The following is a 16982-nucleotide window of genomic DNA, read 5'->3' as shown; positions in this document are numbered from 1 at the left end:
CAAGCCAGCTCCCACAGTGATCAATGTGTCCACATATTTTGTGTTCAACGTAGAACCTGTGGGAGCTGGCTTGCCAGCGAAGGCGTCAGTGAATTCAACACAAATAAACCGGCATATTCACGTACATGTCCAGGGTTGACGATCAACAACCGGCAGCTCAGTCTGCCGGTTCTCTTTTTTGTCTCGGGGGTGGTCGATGCCTTTCTTCACGGTTGACGGACAAGCGCTGCACTACATTGATCAAGGCACCGGCCCGGCCGTGTTGCTGGCGGGCAGCTATCTGTGGGACACGGCCATGTGGGCGCCACAGATCGCTGCGCTGTCGCCGCACTACCGGGTGATTGCGCTGGACCTGTGGGGCCACGGCGAATCCGGGCGTTTGCCTCAAGGCACCACCTCGCTGGATGACATCGCGCGGCAGGTCGAGGCCTTGCTCGATCACCTGCAGATCGAGCAGATAACGCTGGCGGGACTGTCAGTCGGCGGCATGTGGGGCGTGCGTCTGGCGTTGTCGGCACCGCAGCGGATCAACGGTCTGGTGCTGCTCGACACCTATGTCGGCGTCGAGCCTGAGCCAACCCGTCAGTACTATTTCTCGCTGTTCAAGCAGATCGAGGAAAACGGCGAGATTGCGCCTCAGTTGCTCGACATCGTGGTGCCGATCTTCTTCCGTCCGGGCATCGATCCGCAGTCGGCGCTGTATCAGGACTTCCGCGCCAAACTCGCGGCGTACACGGCGGATCGCCTGCGCGAAAGCATTGTGCCGATGGGACGTATCACGTTCAGTCGTGATGATCTGTTGTCGCGCCTGGGCGAACTGAATGCCGCGACCACCCTGGTGCTGTGCGGCGATCAGGACAAACCGCGACCGCCGTCGGAGGCACAGGAAATGGCTGAATTGATCGGTTGCCCGTGGGTACTGGTGCCGGAAGCGGGGCATATCTCCAGTCTGGAGAACCCCGAGTTTGTCACTGAGGTGTTGTTCGCCTTCCTGGCTGAGCGCCATTGAAAAAGATCGCAGCCTGCGGCAGCGCCTACAGAAAACGCGTTCCCCTGTAGGAGCTGCCGCAGGCTGCGATCTCTTGATCTGGCTTATTTCGGCCCGAGAATCTTCGCCAGTTTCTCCGGTGAAGGCGCCCCTTGCTGCTGTTGCAGCTCGCCCTTGTCATCCATGTAGAAAATCGCCGGCGTCGCCTGCAGTTCCAGGTCTTCCATCAACTGCATGTTGGCGGCCAGTTTGGTCTGCACCGCTTTTGGAATGTCTTTCAATGGCTTGAGGGTGCTGGCCTTGCCGGCCTTCTCGTGATCTTCCAGGGCCTTGGCCGGATCTTTTGCCGCCAGTAGCGCAGCGGATTTCGCCGGGCTGTCTTCGCGGATGATCCCGACCATGATGTGCCGCAGCTGCACTTTGCCGGCCTTGACCCATGGTCGCGCCTGTTCCCAGAACATGTTGCAGTACGGGCAGTTCGGATCGCTGAACAGGTAGACGGTGCGCGGGGCATCCTTGTTGCCGTCCTGAATCCAGTTGCTGGCTTCGAACTTGCCCCAGATTTCCTTGGCCATCGGCGCGTAGACCAGTTTCTGCAACGGCTCGCTGCTCAGGTCTTTGCCGTCGGCGTCGTACAGATTGCCCAGCAGCACGTGTTTCCCGTCTGGCGTCAGGTACAGGGCCATGCCACGGTTCTGGTACTGCGCCGCATAACCGCGCAGGCCGTCCGGGGCGTCGAACTGGCCGACGATTTTTGCGCCCTTGGCTTCGATCTGCTTGATCGCGGCGGGCAATTCTTCGGCGGCCTGCACCGACGTCAGGTGCAGCAGGGCAGTGCCCAGAGTCAGCGTCAGCAGGTGGCGGAGGCGGGGCATGGCAGTTTCCTTGCAGAGGTGGCCGGTGCGGCGGTTGGATTCGGGATGTCGAAATTTTCCAGGGCGCGGGCCAGGCTGGCATTCGACAGTTCGCCCAGGTGGCTGCTCAGCAAGCGACCGTCAGGGCTATAGAACAGCGTAGTCGGCAGCGCCATGGAACCCACGGCCTGACCGAGTCGGCCACTGCGGTCGAACAGTACGTTGTTCAGGCTCAGGCCCTGGGTTTCGAGGAAGGTGGCAACGCTTTGCATGCTTTCGGCCTGATTGACGAACAGAAAGGTCAGGTCCGGGCGTTGTTGTTGAGCGTTTTCCAGCACCGGCATTTCACGCCGGCAGGGCGGGCACCAGGTTGCCCAAAGGTTGATCACCAGTGGGCCGCCCTGATAGTCGCTGAGCTGGATGGTCTCACCGGCGGCGTTACGCAGGGTGATTTCCGGCAGGCGCGTGCCTTGTTCGTAGATGTTCAGCGACAGGGTCGCCAGCAGCCAGAACAGCACGCCGCTGGCCACACCAAAACCCAGTGGCCGACGCAGGCCCGGGCGACGCCAGCCGCGATAAAGTGCAGCCAGCAGCAGTACGATCACCCCCGGCCAGGCGAGGAAACCGCCGTCGCGCAGGTCGATGATCTGCCACGGGTCGTTGCGATAGTGCCCCCAATACAGGGCGACAAACGCCACGCGCGCCGCAAGCATGCCCAACAGGAACAGGCTGAACAGCGCCGACTCGGGATTATCGCCGCCACGCTTGGCCACCCGCCAGCCGACAAAGGTCGCCAGCGCCAAGGCACTGATCAGCAGCAGGTGGTTAAGCGCGATGGCGAAGGTGCCGAGGGTGAACGTCAGCATCAGTTGGCGTCTCGAGTGGTGGTCCAGCGTTGCAGGAATGTATCGGCATCGACCTCGCCGGTGATGCGCTGGCTACGCCGTTCTTCGCCGTCGGCGCCAATCCAGACAAAACTCGGTGGCCCCGGGACTTTGTAGCGGCCAAGCAGTTCGCGACTGGCGGCATTGTCGGCGGTGACGTCGAGGCGCAGCAGGCGAACATCGCTGAGTGCCTGCATGACCTTGTCCTTGCCGAACACCTGTTTCTCCATGACTTTGCACGACACGCACCAGTCGGCGTAGTAATCGAGCAGCGCCCATTGGCCCTGAGCCTTGGCGCTATCCAGTTCGCGTTGCAGGGCTGCCGGATCCTTGATCGTGGTGAACGCGTCATGCCCGCTCGGCGGGGCGCTGGCGCCACGGCCGGCGCTGTACACCTGCAACGGCTGATACGGGTCGTCACTGCCACCGGCAGCACCAATCAGCAGCAGGCTGCCCCACAGACCGAGCAGCAACGAACTGGCGCCGAACACCTGGGCGACCCGGCCGAAGCCTTCCGATTGCTTCCAGGCACAGAACGCGGCGATCAGCAGCAGCGCGCCACACAGGCCCAGCCACAATGAGGCGTCCAGCACCGGGCGCAACATCAGCAGCGCGGTCGCGAGGAACAGGAAACCGAAGATGCCCTTGAGCAGGTTCATCCACGCGCCTGGCTTTGGCAGGAAGCGATTGCCGACGGTCACCAACAGCAACAGCGGCACCCCGATACCGATGCCCAACGCAAACAGAATCAATCCACCGTGCAGCGCATTGCCGCTCTGCGCGATGTACAGCAAAGCGCCGGCCAGCGGCGCGGTCATGCACGGGCCGACCAGCAGACCGGACAATGCGCCGAGCACCCCGGCACCGATCAGGCTGCCGCCATTGCGGCTGCGCGAAGCGTGTTCGAGGCGATCACGCAAGGCCACCGGCAGTTGCAATTCGAAGAAGCCGAACATCGGCAATGCCAGCACCACGAACACTGCAGCGAAGGCACCCAGAAGCCACGGATTTTGCAGCCATGCCTGCAGGTTGGCGCCGAGCAGCGCGGCGATCACTCCCATCGCCGCATACACCAGCGCCATGCAGATCACATAGCTGCTGGCCAGGGCGAACCCACGGCGCGGGGTGGCACCACTGCCGACAATCATGCCCGCCAGAATCGGCAGCATCGGCAACGAACACGGGGTAAACGCCAGCAACAGGCCGAGGCCGAAGAACACCAGCAGGCTCCAGCCCAGCGCCCGTTGTTGCAGGCTGCTGGCCAGGGCCTGATCCGGTGCTTCAGCGCTGGTCGTTGGCGTGGCTTTGCCGCCCAGATCGATGACCCGGGTCTGCGGCGGGTAACACAGGCCGGCATCGGCGCAGCCCTGATAACTGACCTTGATCTGACCGCTGGCCGAGGCCGGAATTTTTACTTCCAGCCCTTGGCGATACACCGGTTGTTCACCGAAGAACTCGTCACTGTGCGACTCACCCTCGGGCAGCGCCGGCTGTTGGTCGGTCGTCAAACCGTCGAATTTCAGGCGTTTCTGGTACAGGTAATAGCCGTCGGTGATTTGCCAGAACAGCTGGGTTTCCCCGGATTCAAGGCGTTCGGAGGTGAGCACGAAGGCTTGGTCGACCGGCAGAAACTCCGGTTTGGTCTCGAATGGATTGTTCCCGGCCTGGGCCAGGCCGGAGATCAGCAGTGCAAACAAAAGAAAAAAATGACGCATGGAGGAGCCTTGTCCCTGTGCAAGTGTGGGCACAATGGTGGATGGCGATTAACCGATGATTAACCGCCCCGCACGCTGCCGGATGGGCGACCCGAAGAGATCTCGGTTTATCAGCAACCCGTGCCAGCGGATTTCGGAGATTGTATACGGGCCACATGTTTTTTTCGCGTCTTGATCATATCTGCGGGCCGGTTGTCATTCAGATAAACATAAAGGCAAGATTTCGAATCTCGGGGGAATTCGTTGCCGCTGGCATCTTCCTGTTTGCCAATTATTCAAGGTCGCCGAATAAAGCTTATTGAGATGATGTGCGGGTTTGAATGTTCTGGCTGGCAGGGACAAGGTGCGCAGTGTCGGTGGCGATTAATCGATGCTTAATCGCCAACAACAATTTACTTAAAACAAAGTGTTTTCAGCCGCGCAGCAGTCCTGGCCAGGTTTCGTCGTTAATCGGGATGGGGCCGGACTGAACCTGGTTTTCCTGAATGTTGTAGCGGATGTATTTATCGTTGTCCAAAAACAGATACCAGTAACTGTCCGCCAGCGTACGATCGTTTTGCGCACCCGTCATGATTCGGTCTTGATACTTGGCCAGCCCAGGCCATGTTTCATCGTCAATGGTTTCTTGGACAAGTGTCTCATAACCAAAATCAAGCCTGAGTGCCTTGCCGTTGTCCATCAGGAAACGGAACAAATGTGCGCGTCCCGGTCTGGTTTGCCACCAGGTTCCTGCAATGATCCGGTCGAAGTAAGGTACAAGTTTATGCCAGCGTGATGCCTGAACTGGAACCGTACTGATGCAGCATTCATCGTCCTGATCATATTTGGTGACATAGGGAGTGAGTCGGTCTTCTCCATAATGAAAAAGCCACAGGAAGTCTCCGTCTATTCTGTCAGTGTCGAATCCAGTGGTCGTAAAACCAAACCGCAACTGATAGGCGTCATGAAAGGCATCCCAATTTCCGGATACCTCCAGAGGATACTTTTCAGGTACTTTGTTTTCTGCCAGGCTGAAGCGTGAATATAAGTTGTAGTGCGTGAAGAAGAAATAAATCTGATCTTTGCCCGAGCGCCAGTCAACAGCGACGGCCTTTCCTAATCGAGACATGTTTAGTCCATTGAGTGGTTGTTGAAAAAAGCGTTTTTGTTAATCGTGTACGGTCGATGTTAGTTGCACAGCTTAATTTTTAATATGCCCGGTATGTTTCAATTTGAAAGTTGCGCCTGGCGGTTGTCGATCAGATTGGAAAGCAGGTAGATGACCGGACTGTTTACCTGACGTACTGCGGTGGTGGGGCGGCTACTCAGCGTTTCTCTCGTTAAACGGTACACTTGGCATAACTGCGGCTTAATCTTCGGCTGCTTGAATGGCGTTTTTGCTCATGGAGCCCCCATGCACGTACTGGTTTGTGAAGACGATGAACTGATCGCCAGCGGTATCGTTGCCGGTCTCACGGCGCAGGGCCTGACGGTCGAGCACGTCAACACCGCCGCGAAAGCACGGGCGATGCTCAAGGTCGCCGAATTCGACGTGATGGTGCTCGATCTCGGCCTGCCCGACGAAGATGGCCTCAAGTTGCTGCAACAATTGCGTCAGCAGGGCCTGGAAATTCCGGTGCTGATCCTGACTGCGCGCGACTCGGTGACCGATCGGGTCGATGGTTTGCAGGCCGGGGCTGACGATTACCTGCTCAAACCGTTCGATCTGCGTGAACTGTTCGCGCGTCTGCAAACCCTGCTGCGCCGGGTCGCCGGGCGCAGCGTCAACCTGATCGAACACGGCGCATTGACCTACGATCCAAGCAGCCGCGAAACCATGTTGGCCGGGCAACCGGTGGACTTGTCGCGCCGCGAGCAATCGCTGTTGCAGGCGCTGCTGCACAATCGTGGCCGAGTGCTGTCCACCGAGCAGTTGAAGGACAGCGTCTACGGCTTCAATGACGAATTGGAGAGCAACGCGCTGAACGTGCATATCCATCACCTGCGCAGCAAACTCGGCAAGGGCATCGTCGAAACCGTGCGCGGTCTGGGTTATCGCCTCGGGCCGGCCGATGGTGGAGAACAACAGAAGTGATGAGTCTGCGTCTGCGCCTGAGTCTGACCCTCGGCGCCGCGTTCGCCCTGATCTGGGCGCTGGCCGCGGCCTGGATGCTCAGCGACTTGCGCAATCAGATGATGTTTTCCCTCGACCAGCGGCTGGTAGCCTCGGCGCGCATGGTCGCCGGGCTGCTGGAGCAATTGCCGGCGCTGCCGAGCAAGGGCGAGGGCACCCATTTCAGTGCCGAACAATTGAACATTCCCGGCGGCATGGCCTGTCAGGTCAGTTCGTTGCGCGGGGAAATTCTGGCCCGTAGTCACAGCAGTCCCGAGCAAACCCTGGAAGCGGAAAAGATGGGCTTCCATGACCAGCTGATCGATGGCGCGCCGTGGCGCAGTTTCACCCTGGCCAGGGGCGATGTGCGGATCACCACCGCCGATCGGCAGATCGAACGCGAAGCGCTGAACATGTCGATCCTGCTGGCGGCCTCGGTGCCGGTGGGCGTGGCATTGCTCGGTTGCCTGTGCCTGTTGTGGCTGGGCATCGGTCAGGGCCTGGCGCCGCTCAATCGCCTGCGCGAAGCCTTGATGCGGCGTAACGCCGACTCGCTTGAGCCGCTGCAATTGCAATCGTTTCCCAGCGAACTGAAACCGTTGCTCGATACCCAGAACCAGCTGTTCCAGCGCATCGGCAAGACCATCGAGCGTGAACGCCGCCTGACCGGTGATGCCGCCCACGAACTGCGCAGCCCGTTGACCGCGATCAAGACCCACCTGCAAGTGGCACGCATGACCGAAGGCAGTGCCCGCGATCAGTCGCTGGCACGCGCCGAAGAGGGCGCCGACCGCATGCACCGCACCCTTGAGCAACTGCTGTTGCTGGCGCGGGTCGAGGGCAGTCTGTCGTTCGATGACGGCGTGCAGTGCAGCGCCGAACAGGTGGCGAAACTGGCGATGCAGGATGCGGCCGGTGGCGAGCGTCAGCGGATCAAACTGCAATTACCCAAGCAGCTCTCCAGTGCGCCGGTACAAATGCCGGCGGTGCTGTCGATTGCCGCGTTGCGCAATCTGCTCGACAACGCCCTGCGCCATACCCCGGCAGACGCTGAGGTGGAGCTGAGTCTGGAAACCGTCGGTCAGCGCGCCCGCTTTGTGGTGCGCGACCACGGACCCGGAATTGCGGCTGAAGATTTGCAGCACCTGACCCAACGCTTCTGGCGCAACGGTCAGAGCACCGGTTGCGGACTGGGCTTGGCCATCGTCCAGGCCATCGTCCAGCGCTGCGCTTGCACCCTGCATTTCGACAGCCGGCCGGACGGGCTGCGCGTCGAGCTGACCATGCCGCTGCAATCCCTCTGAAAACACCACCCCCCCTGTAGGGGCTGCCGCAGGCTGCGATCTCTTGATCTTGAAAAACAAAATCAAAAGATCGTCCGAACGCGGCCCGAACCTGCGGCAGCTCCTACAGGGGATTTGTGGTGTGGCACATCAAATGTAACGTCTGTGCGTTGGTGATTTGGCAATCGCGGCGTTAAGGTTGGGGCTGCTCTGACTCAATGGATTGAGGGAACGCGCCATGGAAGCATCGATCTGCATCTGCCCGGCGAAACCTGCCGACGCCGGCATCATCAGTCGCATCATCGAGCGTTCGATTCGCGTCGGTTGTGCGCTCGAACACCGCAACGATCCGCAACTGGTCAGCCGCTGGATCGGCCGACAATCTGCCGACGTCATCAGCGCGCACCTTGCCGACGCGCATTGCTACCTGAATATCGCCTTGTTGCAGGACAAACCGGTGGGTGTCGGCATGGCCACGGCCAGCGGTGAGATAGGCTTTTGTCATGTGCAGCCGGAATGGTTTCGCCGTGGCGCAGGGCGCGCCCTGATGACCGACCTTGAAGGCTGGCTGCGGATTCGTGGTGTGCCGCAGGCGCGCATCGCCAGCACACGTAGCGGCGCGGCTTTTTATCGGCATCTGGGCTACTGCGACGCAGTGCCACGCGCCAGCGATCAGGGCTTGCACCGCGTTACGCTGCACAAGCTGTTGCCATTGTCCGACTGACATCTCGATCAAGGGTCTAAATCCTCGCCCCGCTTAAGCGTTTCCAGAACAGGAAAACCTGCATGTGCGCCCCGCGACCGGAACGCGCACCTGTGCGGTGTGCTGTTTTGGTCACCATCCATAGCGTATTGAGGGTCGAGAGATGTCAGTCGCCACCAGCCTTATCGAAGAGTCGTCGGCCCGGATCACCTCCGTGCCGGCGGAAACCCTGTATCAGTTCAACGAATCGCCGCTGCTGGCCCGCCAGAGTCAGCAGGAATCCAATGCCCGCAGCTACCCGCGGCGCATTCCGCTGGCACTCAAGCGCGCCAAGGGCCTGTATGTCGAAGATGTCGAAGGTCGCACCTTCATCGATTGCCTGGCCGGTGCCGGCACTCTGGCCTTGGGGCACAACCATCCGGTGGTGATCGAGGCGATCCAGCAAGTACTGGCGGATGAATTGCCGCTGCACACCCTCGACCTGACCACGCCGGTCAAGGATCAGTTTGTCCAGGACCTGTTCGGTTTGCTGCCGCCAGCACTGGCGGCCGAGGCGAAAATCCAGTTCTGCGGCCCGACCGGCACCGATGCGGTGGAAGCCGCGCTGAAACTGGTGCGCACCGCCACCGGGCGCAGCACGGTGCTGTCGTTCTCCGGCGGTTATCACGGCATGAGCCAGGGCGCATTGAGCCTGATGGGCAGCCTGGGGCCGAAAAAGCCGCTGGGCGCCTTGCTCAGCAACGGTGTGCAATTCATGCCGTTCCCTTACGACTACCGTTGCCCGTTCGGTCTCGGCGGCGCGGCCGGGGTCAAAGCCAACCTGAGTTATCTGGAAAACCTGCTCAACGATCCTGAAGCCGGCGTGCAGTTGCCGGCAGCGGTGATCGTCGAAGCGGTGCAGGGCGAGGGCGGGGTGATTCCGGCCGATATCGAGTGGCTGCGCGGCTTGCGTCGAATCACCGAAAAGGCCGGTGTGGCGCTGATCGTCGACGAGATCCAAAGCGGTTTCGCCCGCACCGGCAAGATGTTTGCCTTCGAACACGCCGACATCGTCCCCGACGTGGTGGTGTTGTCCAAAGCCATCGGCGGCAGCCTGCCGCTGGCGGTGGTGGTCTATCGCGACTGGCTCGACACCTGGCAACCAGGTGCCCACGCCGGCACCTTCCGCGGCAATCAGATGGCGATGGCCGCCGGTTCCGCGGTGATGCGTTATCTGCTTGAACACAAGGTCTGCGAACACGCTGCGGCGATGGGCGAGCGCCTGAGCGAACACCTGCGAATCCTGCAACGCGACTTCCCGCAACTGGGCGACATTCGTGGTCGTGGCTTGATGCTCGGCGTCGAACTGGTTGACCCGAACGGCGCGCCAGATGCGCTCGGTCACCCACCCGCGTTCGCGCGTCTGGCACCGCTGGTGCAGCGCGAATGCCTCAAGCGTGGGCTGATTCTCGAACTGGGCGGCCGGCATGGTTCGGTGGTGCGCTTCCTGCCGCCGCTGGTGATCACCGCCGCCGAAATCGACCGCGTCGCCGAGATCTTCGGCCGGGCCTTGGCCGCCGCCACCGCCGCTGTGTAAATTTTTCGCAGCGCCGAACGTTCTTACTACATACCCGGCTGCACCCCCGGTGCAGCCCACCCTTACAGCGATGGAGAACCAGCATGACGTCAGTATTCGACCGCGAGGACATCCTCTTTCAGGTCGTGGTCAACCACGAAGAGCAATACTCGATCTGGCCGGATTACAAAGCCGTGCCGGAAGGCTGGCGCACCGTGGGCAAGAGCGGCTTGAAGAAGGAATGCCTGGCCTATATCGAAGAAGTCTGGACCGACATGCGTCCGCTGAGCCTGCGGCAGAAGATGGAAGGGCAGGCGGCTGCTCAGTAATTCGTCGGCCAAAAACAAACCCGCTGGACTGGTGACAGGCAGCGGGTTTTTTCATGGCCTGCAAAAGATCGCAGCCTTCGGCAGCTCCTGCATGGGAATACTCACACCCTGTAGGAGCTGCCGAAGGCTGCGATCTTTTGATCTTAGGCCGAAGGCCCGCCGCTCAACCCCTTGAGCAGCAAATCGACATTGCCTTCCAGCTCCGCCACCGGGTCTTCTGCATCGGTGCTCAACACCAGCAGTTGACTCCCCGATTCGGCAATCGCCGCTTTCACCGCTTCCGACGGCTGACGATGATGCAACACCAGCGCCACGTCGTTATCTTTAAGCGTCGCCGTGAGTTGCTTCAGCTCTTGCGCTGTCCACTCGCTGTCAGGCCGTGGATCCTGGCCGATCAGCTCCAGATTCAGGCTGCCGATCAGGTAACCGAAATGATCACTGAGGCTCAGCACACTGAGGTTGTCGGCCTCGGCCAGGCGCGCTTCGCTGTCGGCACTGAGCTTGAGCAGGCGCTGTTTCAGCGCCGCCAGATTGGCCTCGATCTTCGGTTTGGCCGACGGCGCCAGGCGCACCAGATCCGCCGAGATCACGTCGGCCATCCGTCCCATGTTGTTGCTCGCCAGCCATGGCTGACTGTTCAAACCATCGACCTTCAGCCCCGGCTGCACGGCAATCCCCGGCAGGGCGCCGTCCACCGGGCGCGCCGCGTCGACTTCGACAATGCGAATGTTGCTGCGCCGTGCGATCGGGTACAGCGGATCATCCGCCCACAGCGAGCGCACGCCGATCACCGCGTCGGCAGCGGTTGCCAGTTTGCCCAGCGCCGGAGCACCGCGACCGGTGAAGTACGCGGTCTGACGGCTGCCCGGCAAATTCGCCGGGGCCGCGCGCTCCAGGCTGACGTCGGTACCTTTGAGCAGCACTTCGCCGAGGCCGTAGGTGATGGGCAGTGAGGCCAGTACGCGCAATGGTTTGGGGTTTTCAGCCGCCAGCAACGGGTTGCCGACCACGCCGCACAAGGCCATGGCCAGGGTCAGTTTTCGCAGTGAGAAAGTCATTTATCCAAGGTTCCCTTTCAGACTCGGGACAACCCCGCGCGCAATGGCGGCGAGGGCGAAGGCGATGCCGGCGACCAGGATGATCGCGGCGCCGGAGGGGATCGGCAGATCGAAGACGATCGGCGCGAGAATCCCGCACAGCGTGCTGACGGTGGCAATCAGCACCGAACACCAGAAGAAGCCCTTGAGCGACTGGCTGAGCAGGCGCGCGGCCGCCGCCGGAATCACCAGCAACGCGCCGACCAGAATCGCGCCGATGACCTTCACCGCCGCGACGGTGATCAGCGTCACCAGAATCACGAACAGGTAATCCAGAGTCTTCACCGCCACGCCGCGCACCGCCGCCAGTTGCGGGTTGAAACTGGCGAGCATGATCCGGTTGTACAGCGGCAGCGCCAGGGCCATGACCAGCGAACCGACGATGGCCAGCACCAGCAGGTCATTGCCGTTGACGGTGAGCACCGAACCGAACAGCACGTTCTCCAGAATGTGCACATTGATCTTGCCGGCGAGAATCAGCAGCAGGCTCGCGCCGAGCGCCAGCGACACCGAGAGGAACACGCCGATCAGGGTATCCGGCGCCAGGCCGGTGCGGTTGCGCAGGTAGTTGAGAAGGATGCCGAACAGCAGGCAGTAGCCGAACAGACTGCCGTACGGCCCGGTATAGGGTTCGCCGAGCAGAATGCCGATGGCCACGCCGGTCAGCGCCGCGTGCCCGACCGCTTCGGAGAAAAACGCGAAGCGCTTGACCACCACCAGCGTGCCGAGGCCGCCGAGCACCGGGCCGATCAACAGGCCGGCGAGCAGTGCGTTGACCACAAAGCCGTAGGCCAGCGCTTCCGGCAGGTAACCGGACGACGCCCAGCCCTGGACCATCAAACGAAAGGCTTCGTAACTCATTAGACCGCGCTCCGTGGATGGGTGGAAAACAGACTCAGCAGCCGTTCCGGAGTCAGCGCCTGTTGCGGCGTGGCGTCGAACAGCACGCGGCGGTTGAGACCGGTGACCCGGTCGGCCAGACGCTTGACCGCTTCCAGATCGTGCTCAATCCACAGCACGGTGATGCCAGCGGCGCGCCAGTCGCCGAGCAGGCGTTCGAACACCTGGATCCCGGCTTCGTCGAGGGCCGACATCGGCTCATCCAGCACCAGCAATTGCGGAGCCGGGATCAAGCCTTGAGCGAGCAACACGCGCTGCCGTTCGCCACCGGACAACGCGCCCATGCGCCGCTTGCGTTTGTCCTGCATGCCGACCCGTTCCAGCGCCTCACCGATGGCGTTGGCGTAGTGCTTGCTCAAGCCGAGAAACGCCGGGCGGCGCTGGCACATGGCTGCCATGAAATCGTCGACGGTCATCGGCAGGCCGCGATCGAACTCCAGCGCCTGCGGCACGTAGCCGATGGTGCCGGGTTGGCCGGGCCAGTGCAGGCTCAGTTGACCCTGATGCGGCATTTGCCCGAGCAAGGTCTTGATCAGCGAACTCTTACCGCCGCCGTTGGGGCCGACCAGGGCGTGGACGTGACCGGGCTGAACCTGGAAGGTCACGTTGTCGAGGATCGTGGTGCGCCCGAGGGTCAGAGAGACTCCCGCAAAATCCAGAGTCGGTCCCAATCCTTGTGGGAGCGAGCCTGCTCGCGAATGCGGTGTGTCATTCGATAAAGATGTTGGCTGACCCGGCGCCTTCGCGAGCAAACTCGCTCCCACAGGGGATGGCGGGGTGTCAGAGAGGGTTTCTTTTGCTGTCATGCCCCGGACTCCTGAATCGCCCGCACCACGGTGTCGAGGTTGCCGGTCATTTCCTTTTCGTACTTGTCGGCGCTGTATTCGCCATAGGAAATGTGCGACAGCGGGTACAGCTTCACGCCCGACTCACGCTGGATGGTTTCGACGTAGGTCGAGGGGAAGTCCATCTCCGAGAAAATCACCTTCACGTCGAGTTCGCGCAGTTGGTCGATGGTCTTTTTCAACTGGCTCGGGCTCGGTTCGATGCCGTGGGCCGGTTCGACCACGGCCGTCACTTCCAAGCCGAATTCGCGCAGCAGATAGTCGTAGGCCGCATGCACCGTGGCCACACGCAGTTCGGCGTTCGGTGCCTGAGTCAGTTTGGCCAGCGCATCGGCGCGCATCTGCCGCAGGCGTTTGCCGTAGGCGCGGGCGTTCTGGGTGTAGGTCTTGGCGTTGTCCGGGTCGAGTTTGCCCAGCTCGCGGGCGATGTTGTTGACCTGGGCAATCGAGGCGCTGATCGACAGGAAGGTGTGCGGGTTGACCACTTTGCCGGCGCCGCGCGCAGCGGTACCGGTGGCCGCCAGCAGCGGCACGTTTTCGTTGGCTTCGATGGTCTTGATGTTCGGCGTTTCGCTGGCGGCGATCATGCGGTCGGCGAAGTCGTCATGGCCGACCCCGTTGAGCACGATCACATCCAGCCCGCTGATGCGCTTGATGTCTTCGGCGCGTGGCTCGTAGGCGTGCGGGTTGAAGCCGGCGGGAATCAGCGGCACCACCTCGGCCTTGTCGCCGACGATATTCGCCACATAGCTGTAATACGGGTGCAGGGTGATGCCGATGCGCAGGCGTTTGCCCGGATCGGCGCTGGCCAGCGGGCTCAGCAGGCACGCGCACAGGCCTAACAGCAGGGTGCGCAGGAGGGGACGGCGAGTCAGGGAAATAAGCATGGGCTAGCGGTCTTCTCTCGGGTGAAGGCGAAGGTTCAGTGGCGATGTTCGCGGGTCACACCGGCATCGAACTGCGCGACGATCTGTTTCCAGCCAGCGGCGGAAAGCGCGGCGTCGGTCAGTTCGGCGGGTGTCCGCAGATCGGCGGCGCGGTTGAGCCAGATGTCCGGTGCGGCAGTGGCGTCGGCGCTCAGCCGCATCACGAACGAACCGGCAACGGCGGGCGCTTGGCTGTGACCGAAATAGGCCGTGTCCGCCAGCAATTGCCAGGCATGCCCGCCACGGCTGACCGAACTGGCGTCCTGGGCGAACGGGGCGAAACCTTCTTCAGCCAGGGTCTGTGGCGTCGGCAGGCTCTGCTGTTCCTCACGCAGCAGGCGGATTTCATCGAGGGTCACCCGCAGGTCGGCGTAGATGCCTTGCTCGGCGGCACTGAGGTCGCGCCGCGCATCGAGCTGATGGCTGGCGACCGGTTCCGGTTCATGGGACACCCCGCGCCATGCCACCACCGAGCCGGCGACGGCAAGGATCAGTAAACACAACAGCAGAACATTGAGGGTTTCATGCCCGGCACCGGCCGGGCGGACGACTTGGGTGGTGGGCGTGCTCATGGGGCCTCGATGTCGGCTTGGTCGATTTCCACAACGTGGCCGGGGCCGGCGTCGAACAGCACATAAAACTCGGCCGCCGGTTTCTTGAACGTCACGGTCGAATCGGCGCCGAGCTTGCCCGGCAGCAGAATGGTTTCGTCGTAACCGATCACATCGAGGGTCACCCCCGGCGCGCCGCTGCCGTCGGAAAAGCCGCCGGTGCATTTGATCTGCTCGGCATCGACGGCTTTGCATTCGCACATCGGGTTATGGGCCAGGGCGCCGGCGCTGAAACCTGCGCAGAGCATCAGCAACGCGGCACGCAACCGCAGGCGGGAAGGGCGTTGAACGCGGTTCATGGTTTGGCTCCTTGTTGGTTCAGCCAGGCGAGGGTGGCGGGGGAGGCCTGGCTCAGGGGAATCGAGGCCTGATGCATGCTGCCGTCCCAGCCTTCCATGGTGATCCACAGTTCGGCATCGGCTTTGGTCTTTTCCGCCACCGGCAATTGCGCGCCCATGCGATACGGCGTGCCAAAGAAAATCACCCCGGCGGCGCGCAGGCTGCGCGGTTTGCCGATGCGCAGGTAGGTGGCCTTGACCTGTTCGACACAGGCGTCGCACAGGGCAGCATTGAAGTCCTTCATGTAGCCGGCGGGGCCACTCAGACGCGGCGCTTCGTTGCGCAGTTCGGCCAGGCGCAGGCTCCACGGGCCGACCTGGATTTCGCCGACCTCATGCTCACCGAGGCCGACGTCACCGCGAAACAGCGCGGCATCGGCGAAATACTTGGGCATGAAACCCAGCGGAATCAGCAGCAACAGGGCGTTCAGGTGAAAGCGCCATTTGTGCCAGAAGCGGCGCAGGGCGGACGGTTGGGCAGTGCGGTTGGACGGGCTCATGGGCTGACCTCCGCCGGTTCACGGCTGACGCGAGGGCTGCGGGCCTTTTTATTTTCGCGCTTGAGGGCGTTGGCGGTGGCCAGCGCGGTGCGCTTGGTCCAGATCAACAGGCCGCTGAGGACCATCATGCTCAGCAGCAGGCCGAAGAAGAACCAGATCAGTTTGATCCACAGACCGCCGAAATCACCGGTGTGCAGCGGGCGCATCGACTCGGTGACAAACTCCAGCGAGGAACGGTCAGTCAGCAGTCGCGTGGCGGCCATCTCACCGTTGTACGGGTTGAGCGTGGCGGTCTGGAACATCAGTGGGTACCAGCCGCGACCGCCAAGGCTCAAGTGACTGTAGGCATTGCCCGGCAGGCTGACGAAGCTGACTTCCAGCCCGGGGATGTGCTGTTCGGCGATCTGTACCGCGCGATCGAGGCTGATTCGTGGGGGAGGACTGGCGTCGCTCGACATCGGAACGCTTTCCCGGGACATGGCGGGAATGATCGGCTCGCTGCTGATCGACACCTGGTTGTCGGCCAGAATGGCCTGGATCAAAAACCAGGTGCCGGTGATCGAGATCACCGCGATGAACCAGATCGACCAGATGCCGCTCAGTCGATGGAAGTCGCCCCAGAAGATCCGCGCACCGTGGCGAAAACGCAGGGTGGGTTTGAAGAAACCTTTCCAGAAGCGCTTGTACACCACCAGCCCGGTGACCAGCGAAGCGAGCATCGGCAGGCCAAGGAACGACACCAGGTACCAGCCCCAGCTGAAACCATTGGTGAACGGCACCAGCCACCAGCCGTGCAAGGCGCGGGTGAACGCCTTGAAGTTGAAGTCCGGCGCCGGGCCCTGGATCACCCCGGTGTACGGGTTGACGTAGACCGTCTGCGAGCGGCCGTCGGGGTAGCTGACCTCGACGTCGAGGGCGAAGTGCGATTCGTCGGGGCGGCTGATGCTTTCCACCAGCGTCTGCGGTTCGGCCTGTTTGATCGCGGCCAGCACCTGATCGTAACTGAGCCGCGGTGCGTCATCCGATGGCTGGCTGGCGCGCATTTGCGGGTTGGCCAGCCAGACGATTTCCTGGCTGACCACCGCCAGCGTGCCGGTGACACAGACGATCAGGACAAAAAACCAGATCGGCAGCGCGAGCCAGCTATGCACCAGGAACCACAGTTTGGAACGGGATTTCTTCGACATGATTGCGCGTCTTGATTTCGATGAAAGGGCACGCGGCTACGGGCTTCGCAGCGCGGGTGTCCGCAAAAGGCGCGGTCGTGGCTGTTGCCTGTGCGAACGGCCTGCATCTCTATAGGACGGATGAGCCGGGCAAATCCCGAAAGGTGATATGAAAGCAAATGTTTCGCACTTCGCC

The 16982-nt window shown here is 61.8% G+C and carries 18 protein-coding genes; 6 read left to right on the top strand and 12 right to left on the bottom strand.

What is annotated here, in order from left to right:
- Positions 1-196: 196 nt before the first annotated feature.
- Positions 197-1009 carry an alpha/beta fold hydrolase gene (locus JN524_RS04170; RefSeq protein WP_202368608.1) on the top strand — a complete coding sequence of 271 codons (813 nt, stop codon included), beginning with the start codon at positions 197-199 and terminating at the stop codon, positions 1007-1009.
- 83 nt (positions 1010-1092) lie between these two features.
- On the opposite strand, the gene dsbG is transcribed toward JN524_RS04170, so the two are convergent.
- The 4 genes from dsbG to JN524_RS04150 form a co-directional block, all read right to left on the bottom strand.
- Positions 1093-1863 carry a thiol:disulfide interchange protein DsbG gene (dsbG, locus tag JN524_RS04165; RefSeq protein WP_202368607.1) on the bottom strand — a complete coding sequence of 257 codons (771 nt, stop codon included), beginning with the start codon at positions 1861-1863 and terminating at the stop codon, positions 1093-1095.
- Complete coding sequence (locus tag JN524_RS04160) at positions 1839-2708, bottom strand: TlpA disulfide reductase family protein (protein WP_003226672.1); 870 nt, start codon at positions 2706-2708, stop codon at positions 1839-1841. The genes dsbG and JN524_RS04160 overlap by 25 nt, the downstream gene beginning before the upstream one ends.
- Positions 2708-4441, bottom strand: a complete 1734-nt coding sequence (gene dsbD, locus JN524_RS04155; RefSeq protein ID WP_202368606.1) for a protein-disulfide reductase DsbD — start codon at positions 4439-4441, stop codon at positions 2708-2710. The genes JN524_RS04160 and dsbD overlap by 1 nt, the downstream gene beginning before the upstream one ends.
- Positions 4442-4853: 412 nt before the next feature.
- On the bottom strand, positions 4854-5549 hold the full coding sequence (locus JN524_RS04150; protein WP_202368605.1) for a hypothetical protein: 696 nt from the start codon (positions 5547-5549) through the stop codon (positions 4854-4856).
- A 285-nt stretch (positions 5550-5834) separates the two neighbouring features.
- Here JN524_RS04150 and JN524_RS04145 point away from each other — a divergent pair, with 285 nt between their 5' ends.
- From JN524_RS04145 to JN524_RS04125, 5 genes are all read left to right on the top strand, one after another.
- Positions 5835-6515, top strand: a complete 681-nt coding sequence (locus tag JN524_RS04145) for a response regulator (RefSeq protein WP_202368604.1) — start codon at positions 5835-5837, stop codon at positions 6513-6515.
- On the top strand, positions 6515-7837 hold the full coding sequence (locus JN524_RS04140; RefSeq protein ID WP_202368603.1) for an ATP-binding protein: 1323 nt from the start codon (positions 6515-6517) through the stop codon (positions 7835-7837). Before JN524_RS04145 ends, JN524_RS04140 begins: the two co-directional genes overlap by 1 nt.
- 217 nt (positions 7838-8054) lie before the next feature.
- A complete protein-coding gene (locus JN524_RS04135) occupies positions 8055-8540 on the top strand; it encodes a GNAT family N-acetyltransferase (protein ID WP_134786987.1) in 486 nt (161 codons plus the stop codon).
- A 142-nt stretch (positions 8541-8682) separates the two neighbouring features.
- Positions 8683-10095, top strand: coding sequence for an aspartate aminotransferase family protein (locus JN524_RS04130; protein ID WP_202368602.1), 1413 nt, complete (start codon positions 8683-8685; stop codon positions 10093-10095).
- Positions 10096-10178: 83 nt separating this feature from the next.
- Positions 10179-10403, top strand: a complete 225-nt coding sequence (locus JN524_RS04125) for an MbtH family protein (protein WP_003226665.1) — start codon at positions 10179-10181, stop codon at positions 10401-10403.
- A gap of 143 nt (positions 10404-10546) precedes the next feature.
- Here the strand turns inward: JN524_RS04125 and JN524_RS04120 are convergent, their stop codons facing one another.
- Genes JN524_RS04120 through JN524_RS04085 form a run of 8 tightly spaced genes read right to left on the bottom strand, consistent with a single transcriptional unit; the run spans position 10547 to position 16807 of the window.
- Positions 10547-11461, bottom strand: coding sequence for a metal ABC transporter substrate-binding protein (locus JN524_RS04120; RefSeq protein WP_202368601.1), 915 nt, complete (start codon positions 11459-11461; stop codon positions 10547-10549).
- Positions 11462-12361, bottom strand: coding sequence for a metal ABC transporter permease (locus JN524_RS04115; protein WP_003226663.1), 900 nt, complete (start codon positions 12359-12361; stop codon positions 11462-11464).
- Positions 12361-13206, bottom strand: coding sequence for a metal ABC transporter ATP-binding protein (locus JN524_RS04110; protein WP_237402957.1), 846 nt, complete (start codon positions 13204-13206; stop codon positions 12361-12363). The genes JN524_RS04115 and JN524_RS04110 overlap by 1 nt, the downstream gene beginning before the upstream one ends.
- Positions 13203-14132 (bottom strand): metal ABC transporter substrate-binding protein, encoded by a 930-nt coding sequence (locus JN524_RS04105; RefSeq protein WP_007965475.1) that lies wholly within the window; start codon positions 14130-14132, stop codon positions 13203-13205. Before JN524_RS04105 ends, JN524_RS04110 begins: the two co-directional genes overlap by 4 nt.
- Before the next feature lie 35 nt (positions 14133-14167).
- Positions 14168-14743, bottom strand: coding sequence for a DUF6162 family protein (locus JN524_RS04100; protein ID WP_166497961.1), 576 nt, complete (start codon positions 14741-14743; stop codon positions 14168-14170).
- Positions 14740-15081 (bottom strand): hypothetical protein, encoded by a 342-nt coding sequence (locus JN524_RS04095; RefSeq protein ID WP_007965473.1) that lies wholly within the window; start codon positions 15079-15081, stop codon positions 14740-14742. The genes JN524_RS04100 and JN524_RS04095 overlap by 4 nt, the downstream gene beginning before the upstream one ends.
- On the bottom strand, positions 15078-15620 hold the full coding sequence (locus tag JN524_RS04090) for a hypothetical protein (protein ID WP_027613388.1): 543 nt from the start codon (positions 15618-15620) through the stop codon (positions 15078-15080). Before JN524_RS04090 ends, JN524_RS04095 begins: the two co-directional genes overlap by 4 nt.
- A complete protein-coding gene (locus JN524_RS04085) occupies positions 15617-16807 on the bottom strand; it encodes a PepSY-associated TM helix domain-containing protein (RefSeq protein ID WP_202368599.1) in 1191 nt (396 codons plus the stop codon). Before JN524_RS04085 ends, JN524_RS04090 begins: the two co-directional genes overlap by 4 nt.
- Between the last annotated feature and the right edge of the window lie 175 nt (positions 16808-16982).

The organism is Pseudomonas sp. MWU318 (genome assembly GCF_016756945.1).
GTDB lineage: Bacteria > Pseudomonadota > Gammaproteobacteria > Pseudomonadales > Pseudomonadaceae > Aquipseudomonas > Aquipseudomonas putida_A.
Note: the sequence above shows the minus strand (reverse complement) of the source record. Positions and strands in the feature narration are given on the sequence as shown.

What these genes read in the sequence shown, in the direction of transcription:
- JN524_RS04170 (WP_202368608.1), top strand. Translation starts at nt 197, where the DNA reads ATGCCTTTCTTCACGGTTGACGGACAAGCGCTGCACTACATTGATCAA.
- dsbG (WP_202368607.1), bottom strand. Translation starts at nt 1,863, where the DNA reads ATGCCCCGCCTCCGCCACCTGCTGACGCTGACTCTGGGCACTGCCCTG.
- JN524_RS04160 (WP_003226672.1), bottom strand. Translation starts at nt 2,708, where the DNA reads ATGCTGACGTTCACCCTCGGCACCTTCGCCATCGCGCTTAACCACCTG.
- dsbD (WP_202368606.1), bottom strand. Translation starts at nt 4,441, where the DNA reads ATGCGTCATTTTTTTCTTTTGTTTGCACTGCTGATCTCCGGCCTGGCC.
- JN524_RS04150 (WP_202368605.1), bottom strand. Translation starts at nt 5,549, where the DNA reads ATGTCTCGATTAGGAAAGGCCGTCGCTGTTGACTGGCGCTCGGGCAAA.
- JN524_RS04145 (WP_202368604.1), top strand. Translation starts at nt 5,835, where the DNA reads ATGCACGTACTGGTTTGTGAAGACGATGAACTGATCGCCAGCGGTATC.
- JN524_RS04140 (WP_202368603.1), top strand. Translation starts at nt 6,515, where the DNA reads ATGAGTCTGCGTCTGCGCCTGAGTCTGACCCTCGGCGCCGCGTTCGCC.
- JN524_RS04135 (WP_134786987.1), top strand. Translation starts at nt 8,055, where the DNA reads ATGGAAGCATCGATCTGCATCTGCCCGGCGAAACCTGCCGACGCCGGC.
- JN524_RS04130 (WP_202368602.1), top strand. Translation starts at nt 8,683, where the DNA reads ATGTCAGTCGCCACCAGCCTTATCGAAGAGTCGTCGGCCCGGATCACC.
- JN524_RS04125 (WP_003226665.1), top strand. Translation starts at nt 10,179, where the DNA reads ATGACGTCAGTATTCGACCGCGAGGACATCCTCTTTCAGGTCGTGGTC.
- JN524_RS04120 (WP_202368601.1), bottom strand. Translation starts at nt 11,461, where the DNA reads ATGACTTTCTCACTGCGAAAACTGACCCTGGCCATGGCCTTGTGCGGC.
- JN524_RS04115 (WP_003226663.1), bottom strand. Translation starts at nt 12,361, where the DNA reads ATGAGTTACGAAGCCTTTCGTTTGATGGTCCAGGGCTGGGCGTCGTCC.
- JN524_RS04110 (WP_237402957.1), bottom strand. Translation starts at nt 13,206, where the DNA reads ATGACAGCAAAAGAAACCCTCTCTGACACCCCGCCATCCCCTGTGGGA.
- JN524_RS04105 (WP_007965475.1), bottom strand. Translation starts at nt 14,132, where the DNA reads ATGCTTATTTCCCTGACTCGCCGTCCCCTCCTGCGCACCCTGCTGTTA.
- JN524_RS04100 (WP_166497961.1), bottom strand. Translation starts at nt 14,743, where the DNA reads ATGAGCACGCCCACCACCCAAGTCGTCCGCCCGGCCGGTGCCGGGCAT.
- JN524_RS04095 (WP_007965473.1), bottom strand. Translation starts at nt 15,081, where the DNA reads ATGAACCGCGTTCAACGCCCTTCCCGCCTGCGGTTGCGTGCCGCGTTG.
- JN524_RS04090 (WP_027613388.1), bottom strand. Translation starts at nt 15,620, where the DNA reads ATGAGCCCGTCCAACCGCACTGCCCAACCGTCCGCCCTGCGCCGCTTC.
- JN524_RS04085 (WP_202368599.1), bottom strand. Translation starts at nt 16,807, where the DNA reads ATGTCGAAGAAATCCCGTTCCAAACTGTGGTTCCTGGTGCATAGCTGG.